The organism is Microbacterium sp. K41 (assembly GCF_004794395.1).
GTDB lineage: Bacteria > Actinomycetota > Actinomycetes > Actinomycetales > Microbacteriaceae > Microbacterium > Microbacterium sufflavum.
In genome coordinates, this window is record NZ_SSDO01000390.1 from 1 (window position 1) to 6,836 (window position 6,836).

At 71.8% G+C, this 6,836-nt stretch carries 6 protein-coding genes; 4 read left to right on the forward strand and 2 right to left on the reverse strand.

Going from position 1 to position 6,836, the window contains the following annotated elements; all coding sequences use genetic code 11:
- The coding region (locus tag DW309_RS12190) for an FtsK/SpoIIIE domain-containing protein (protein WP_136045525.1) at positions 1-2,125 on the forward strand (2,125 nt) is incomplete at its 5' end.
- Between the two features lie 10 nt (positions 2,126-2,135).
- On the opposite strand, the gene DW309_RS12195 is transcribed toward DW309_RS12190, so the two are convergent.
- Entirely contained in the window at positions 2,136-3,131 is a 996-nt protein-coding gene (locus DW309_RS12195) for an asparaginase (RefSeq protein WP_136030025.1), read from the reverse strand.
- A gap of 85 nt (positions 3,132-3,216) precedes the next feature.
- On the opposite strand from DW309_RS12195, the gene DW309_RS12200 reads away from it, so the two are divergent.
- Complete coding sequence (locus DW309_RS12200; protein ID WP_136030023.1) at positions 3,217-3,714, forward strand: OsmC family protein; 498 nt, start codon at positions 3,217-3,219, stop codon at positions 3,712-3,714.
- Positions 3,715-3,813: 99 nt separating this feature from the next.
- Here DW309_RS12200 and DW309_RS12205 read toward each other — a convergent pair whose 3' ends face one another.
- Entirely contained in the window at positions 3,814-4,593 is a 780-nt protein-coding gene (locus DW309_RS12205; RefSeq protein WP_205812755.1) for a lysophospholipid acyltransferase family protein, read from the reverse strand.
- 123 nt (positions 4,594-4,716) lie between these two features.
- On the opposite strand from DW309_RS12205, the gene DW309_RS12210 reads away from it, so the two are divergent.
- Both DW309_RS12210 and dxr read left to right on the forward strand, forming a co-directional pair.
- Positions 4,717-5,679 carry an FKBP-type peptidyl-prolyl cis-trans isomerase gene (locus DW309_RS12210; RefSeq protein WP_136045526.1) on the forward strand — a complete coding sequence of 321 codons (963 nt, stop codon included), beginning with the start codon at positions 4,717-4,719 and terminating at the stop codon, positions 5,677-5,679.
- 37 nt (positions 5,680-5,716) lie between these two features.
- Positions 5,717-6,799, forward strand: coding sequence for a 1-deoxy-D-xylulose-5-phosphate reductoisomerase (gene dxr / locus DW309_RS12215; RefSeq protein WP_136030019.1), 1,083 nt, complete (start codon positions 5,717-5,719; stop codon positions 6,797-6,799).
- Positions 6,800-6,836 lie beyond the last annotated feature (37 nt).

Here is a 6,836-nt window from a genome sequence, read left to right on the forward strand (position 1 = left end):
ATCCGGCCTGTCCGCGGCGGCTCACGCGGTGCGGGCGCGCCGGGGGGCCTTCCGGGTGGGGTGGGGCGCGCTCGGAGCGCCCGTCGCGGCAGATGCGGTGATCTGGACGGCGGCTCCCGACGCCGAGGTGCCGTCAGGGATCACGACCGTGCTCGACGTGGTCGAGCCGGAGGCCGCATCGCTGCGCACGCCGGAGGGCGTGACCGAGGTCGCGGTCGAGTGCCTGTCGCGACCGCAGGCAGAACTGGTCGCCTCGGCAACGGGCGAGCCGTCGGACACGGATGCGGAGCTCCCGCTCAGCGTGCCGCTGGCCGACGTGATCGTCCCACAGGCCGGTGATGGTCTCGCGGTCATGGTGGGCCGTGACGCCCGGGGTGCCGACATCGCAGTCGATCTGGTGGAGCACGGACCGCACGCGATCGTCACCGGCATGACCGGTGCGGGCAAGAGCGAACTGCTCGTGACCTGGGTTGCGGCGATGTGTGCCGCGTACGGGCCGGATCGGGTGACATTCGTGCTGGCCGACTTCAAGGGTGGGACGGCGTTCGAGCCGCTTCGCGCTCTCCGCCAGGTGTCTGCGGTGATCACGGACCTCGACGACGAGGGCGCGCGCCGGGGTGTCTCGAGCCTGCGGGCGGAGATGCGACGACGGGAGGCCGCCCTCGCTGCGGCCGGCGTTCGAGACGTGTCCGAGGTCGACCTGCCACGCCTGGTGATCGTGGTCGACGAGTTCGCGGCCCTGCTCCTCGAGCACGCCGACCTCGGCGACGTGTTCATCGACATCGCTGCGCGCGGCCGCGCCCTGGGGATGCACCTGGTCCTCGGGACGCAGCGTGCGGGCGGCGTGATCCGCGATGCCCTGGCGGCGAACTGCCCGTTGCGGATCAGTCTGCGGGTCGCAGACCCCGCGGACAGCAGGGCCGTGATCGGGACCGACGGCGCGGCGCTGCTCGATGGGGGGCCGGAGGGGCGCGGCTGTGCGCTCGTGCGTCGACCGCAGGATGCGGAGCCGCAGCTCGTGCGCGTCGCGCTGACCGGTCCCGGAGACCTGCGGCGTGCAGCGACGCGCTGGAGCCAGGCGGCTCCGGCTGTCAGCCCCTGGCTCCCGCCGTTGCCGCGACGCATCGATCTCGCAGACCTTCGTGGCGCGGATCGCGACGGCAGCGACGACGCCGGGGGAGACGCGGTGGTGCTCGGTCTCGCCGACGACCCGCAACGACAGCGGCAGCCTCGGGAGCTCCTGCGTCCGGGACGTGAGCGCGGGCTCGCCGTGCTCGGCGCTCCGGGCAGCGGACGCACGGCGCTCGTGCGCGCGGTGGCGGCCCAGCGCCATGATGCCCTGCTGTTCCCCTCCGATGCGGAAAGCGCGGTGGACCTGCTCGCGGCATGGGTCAGGGGTGACACGGAGATCCCCGAGCTCGTGCTGTGCGACGACATCGACGCGCTGCACGCCGAGCTCCCCGTCGAGTACGCACAGGAGTTCGCGCAGCGGTGGGAACAGTCGCTGCGCCTGTCACCTTCGACGACCTGGATCCTCACGGCCGCACGGGCATCGGGTCCCTTGGGCCGTGTGCTCGACGCGCTGCCCCGTCGAGCGCTTCTACGCGCGGCGTCGCGCGTCGAGCACCTCGCAGCGGGTGGCGAGACGTCGGGGTTCGTACGGGACCGACCGCCGGGACGCGCGGTGCTCGACGGGCGGGAGGTGCAGTTCGCCTGGGCGGACGAGCGGCCGAGGCAGTCCGCTGCCTCCTCGACGGAGATCTGGGCACCGGCGAGGTCGGTCGTGGCGCTGGTCACGGCGGGCGCGTCGGACGCGGTGGGCGCACTCCGCGCGGCGCGCCCGGAGTGGGACGTGCGGACGGCCGGGAGCGACGTGCCGACGACCGCGAGCCCGTGCATCCTGATGGCCGACGCGGAGGGCTGGCAGCGGCAGTGGGCCCTGTGGCAGCAGATCCGCGCCGAGGGCGAGGTCTTGGTCCGCGCGGAGCGTCCGTCCGATCTGCGCCAGCTGGTCGGTGTGCGCGACCTCCCGCCGTTCGCCCGGCTGCATCAGGGGCGCGCGTGGTCGGTGGTGGGGGACCGCGCGCCGCGGCGGGTCGTCGTGCCGGGGCTCGGGTCGCGGTGAGGCTGGTGCGTCAGAGGCCGGCGCCGGGGCGGACCGTTCCCACGCGGGCACCGCCCCCGAGCACGTCGAGCGGGAGGGCCTCCGCGAGACCGGCCACGTCGGTGTCGCTCAGAGAGCCCGCGCGAGCCAGGAGGGTGGCGGCGACGATGGTGGACGCGCGCGCGGCGCCGTCGAGCATCTTCAGGGCCGCGGTCGTCCCGTCCGGCGCCACCATCACCATGACGCCCTCCGCGCCGCCCTTGGTGAAGACGCCGAGACGCTCGGTCGCGATGGTGTCGGGGCGGCCGGGCCCTTCGACGGTCCAGGGGTTCTCGCGCACCGCGCGGACGAGCGACCCGGCCACGCGGTGCAGCGCGAACGGCGAACGGTCGGACGCGGTGCCGATGCGGTGGATCGCGCGCGCGAGCCCGGTGAGGGTGAGCGCATGCACCGGAGCGCCGCAGCCGTCGATGGAGGTGTGCGCGATCTTCTCCCCGGTGAGGCGCTCGACGACCTCCCGGATGTGAGCCTGCAGCGGATGCGCGGGGTCGAGGTATCCCGCGGTCGGCCAGCCGGTGGCCACGCAGGCCCGCAGCATCGCGGCGTGCTTGCCCGAGCAGTTCATGCGGACGCGCGCCTCCTGGCCGTGTTCGCGCACCAGCTCGTCGCGGGTCGCGGAGTCGCCCGGCCAGGCCGGAGGGCACGCGAGATCGTCTTCCGTCAGGCCCCCGGCGGTGAGGATGTCGCGCACCACCGCGGCGTGCCGGTCTGTGCCCGTGTGGCTCGCCGTGGCGAGGGCGAGCTGTTCGCCCTCCAGCGGTGCGCCGGCGGTGATGCACGCCACGGCCTGCAGCGGCTTAAGGCTCGACCGCGGGAGGATGAGCGCGTCGGCGTTGCCGTGTCGCGCGATCACCTCGCCGTCGGGCGAGAGCACCACCGCGGCGCCGGCGTGACGTGACTCGATGAATCCGCTCCGTTCGACGACGGCGAGCTCGACGGAATCCTGAACGGTGAGTGTCTCCAGCACTCCACCAGCCTAGTGCCGGTGGTCCCGCGGCCTCGGGGTCCCCGCGGAGGGTCGCGACGTCGGCGGCACCTGGCAGACTGAGCGCATGGCAGAGCACACCACGTCGCGTCCGCTCGGTGAACACCGCTACGCTCTCACAACGACGTGGACGGGCAACTCCGGCACCGGAACGAGCGGATACCGCGACTATCGCCGCGACGTCACCATCGAGATCGAGGGCAAGCCCGCGCTGCTGGCCTCGTCCGACAAGCCGTTCCGCGGAGACCCCTCCCGCTGGAACCCCGAAGACCTCCTGCTGGCCTCGCTCTCCGAGTGCCACCTGCTGTCGTATCTGCACGCCTGCGTCACCGCCGGCGTCGTGGTCGTCTCCTACCGCGACAGCGCGCGCGGGCTGATGCGCGAGAACGGGGCAGGAGGGGGATCATTCGTCGAGGTGACGCTCTCCCCGGAGGTCGTGGTCGCCGATCCGTCCATGATCGAGGCGGCAGAGCGGGCGCACGCCCAGGCGAACGAGTGGTGCTTCATCGCGAACTCGGTCAACTTCCCGGTGCGGCACGAGGCCACGGTCACCGCGAGCGCGTGACCCCCGCGGCGGAGGGGCAACCGCTGTTGGACTCCTCGCCCGGGAAGGGACACGTGGTCGCCGCTACCGGGAGGGTCCGGGGTTCACGCTCAGCGCTACTCAGCGGCGCTCGTGCGGGAGCGCCTGCTTGATCTTCTCGATGGTGCCCTGGGCCGGAGCCTCGTTGTAGGTGCCCGCCAGTTCCTGACCGGACAGGGCATGGATCGCGGCCATGATCTCGTCGGTCGCGAGCCGCCGTGCGCGTCCGCTGGTAGCGGGTCCGTGGGGGGACAGGTCGAGCGGCTCGCCGAACCGCACCGTCACGCGTTCGGAGAGCGTCGGCATCTTCGCGCCCACCGGCATCACCTTGTCGGTGCCGATCAGTCCCACCGGGACCACCGGTGCGCCCGTCTGCAGGGCCAGGAACGCCACGCCCGTCCGGCCCTTGTACAGGCGACCGTCGGTGGAACGGGTCCCCTCGGGGTACAGCGCGACCGCGAGGCCCTCCTCGAGCAGCTGCCGCTGCAGATCGAGCGCGTCGAGTGCGGCCTGACCAGCGCCGCGCCGGACGGGGATCGCGCCGATCGCCTCGAAGAAGGTCTTGGTGAGGCGGCCGCTGAATCCGGTGCCCTCGAAGTAGCTCGACTTCGCGAGGAAGTGCACGGGCCGCGGTGCCGCGACCGGGATGGCGATCGAGTCGATGAACGACAGGTGGTTGCTCGCGAAGATCACCGGACCGGTGGTGGGGACGTTCTCGCGGCCCTCGATCCGGGGACGGTAGATCAGCCGCGCGAGCGGGGCGATCAGGCTGCGACCGAGCGCGTAGGTGAAGCCCGCATGGCGCGGCTTCGGCGTGTCCTCTGAGGCGGGTTCGGGCTCGACGGACTGCTCAGAGGTCATCAGAGCAGGATACTCCCGGCCCCATGCCGACGTGGGAATGAAGACTCGCGCCCCACCTCCCAGGGAGGCCAAAGGGCGATGGGGCAGGATGGAGTGTCCCGCCCGCGATCCCGAGGTCTCACTGTGCGCAAGCGTCCGCTCATCGTCCTGTCCACCGTCGCCGCGGCGACCCTCCTGCTCGCCGGCTGCTCCAGCAGCGGCTCGCCGGAGAGCTCGGGCACCCCCGACCCGTCCTCCTCGAGTGGGTGTCTGCTCGACGCGCAGCCGGGCAAGACCTCGGATTCCATTGACGTTCAGGGCGAGGGACTCGATGCCGTCGTCAAAGTGCCAGCTGATGCGGCCTTCGCCGATGTGGAGCGAACGGTGATCGCTGAGGGCACAGGTGACGAAGTCGTCGCGAATGACCTCGTCGGGGTGAAGTACCAGATCGTGGAAGCGTCGACAGGTGAAGTCGTCGATTCCTCGGCACGAAGCGAGGGTGGTGAGGCTCCCGTCCTTCTCGACCAGAACAGTGCATCTCTCTTCATCGCCGCTCTCGAGTGCCAGCCGATCGGAACGCAGGTCGTCCTCGCCCTTCCAGGCGAGGTCTTCGGCGAGGGCGGGACGAATAAGGTCGTGTACGCAGAGGCCGTCGAGCAACTGCCCGAGGTCGCCACCGGCACGCCGGTCGACCCTACCCCCGGCATGCCCGAGGTGAAGCTGGACGACGACGGCAAGCCCAGCATCACGATCCCGGACGGCGATGCGCCGGCCGAGACCCAGGTCGCCGTGCTCAAGCAGGGTGACGGAGCGACGGTCGCCTCGGGCGACCTGGTCGTCGTGCAGTACCTCGGGGTCAAGTGGTCCGACGGCAAGGAGTTCGACTCGAGCTGGAGTCGCGATGCGGCACCGGCGCAGTTCCAGACCACGGGAGTGGTCACCGGATTCCGGAAGGCGCTCGAAGGTCAGAAGGTCGGCTCGCAGGTGCTCGTCGTGATGCCCCCGTCCGACGGCTACGGTGCGAGCGAGGGCAACGAGCTGCAGAACGAGAGCCTCGTGTTCGTCGTCGACATCCTCGCCACGACCCCGGTCCAGGCGCAGCAGTAGCGCGGGCGCGACGGCGGCCGTGTCCTAGGCTGGCGTCATGCGTCGCGTCATCGTCCTCGGCTCCACCGGTTCCATCGGCACCCAGGCGCTGGACGTGATCCGCGCCAACCCGCGCCGGTTCGAGCTCGTCGGGCTCGCCGCGGGCTCCAACCGCGAGCTGCTGACAGAGCAGGCGGAGCAGTTCCAGGTGGAGGACACGGCCCTCGGAGCCGTCGAAGCGGAACAGCTCGTGCGGGACGTCGAGGCCGATGTGGTGCTCAACGCCATCACCGGCTCGATCGGACTCGGCTCCACGCTCGCCGCGCTGCAGGCGGGCCGCACGCTCGCCCTCGCGAACAAGGAGTCGCTGATCGTCGGGGGAGATCTGGTGCTGGCGGCGGCCGCCCCCGAGCAGATCGTCCCCGTCGACTCCGAGCACTCCGCCCTCGCACAGGCGCTCCGCTCCGGGACGCATGACGAGGTGCGACGCCTGGTGGTGACCGCGTCGGGCGGACCGTTCCGCGGACGCACGCGCAGTGAGCTCACCGAGGTCACACCGGGGCAGGCGCTCGCGCACCCGACCTGGAACATGGGCAGGACGGTCACGACGAACTCCGCCACGCTCGTCAACAAGGGGCTCGAGGTGATCGAGGCGCACCTGCTGTTCGACGTGGCCTACGACGACATCGAGGTGGTCGTGCACCCGCAGTCGATCGTGCACTCCATGGTCGAGTTCATCGACGGGTCCACCATCGCACAGGCGTCCCCGCCCGACATGCGTCTGCCGATCTCCCTCGGCCTGGACTGGCCGCACCGCATCGGCGGCGTGGGTCGACCGCTGGACTGGACGACCGCGAGCTCGTGGACCTTCGAGCCGCTCGACGGCGAGGCCTTCCCGGCCGTCGCACTCGCCAAGGCGGTCGGCCGCGCGGGCGGCACCTTCCCGGCCGTGTACAACGCCGCCAACGAGCAGGCCGTGGACGCGTTCCACGAGGGACGCCTGTCGTTCCTCGGCATCGTCGACACGATCTCCGCGGTCGTCGACCAGCACGAGGCGCCGAGCACCCTCACGGTCGAGACGCTCGCAGAGGCCGAGGACTGGGCACGGCGCACGGCCGATCGGCTCATCGCCGCGAGCTGACGGCGCGGCCGCCGAGGGCGCCCGATGCAGCGCGGCG

Bases quoted from the DNA above. Each gene is read 5' to 3' on its own strand.
- DW309_RS12200 (WP_136030023.1), top strand. From the start codon at position 3,217: ATGGCAGAGCACACCACGTCGCGTCCGCTCGGTGAACACCGCTACGCT.
- DW309_RS12205 (WP_205812755.1), bottom strand. From the start codon at position 4,593: ATGACCTCTGAGCAGTCCGTCGAGCCCGAACCCGCCTCAGAGGACACG.
- dxr (WP_136030019.1), top strand. From the start codon at position 5,717: ATGCGTCGCGTCATCGTCCTCGGCTCCACCGGTTCCATCGGCACCCAG.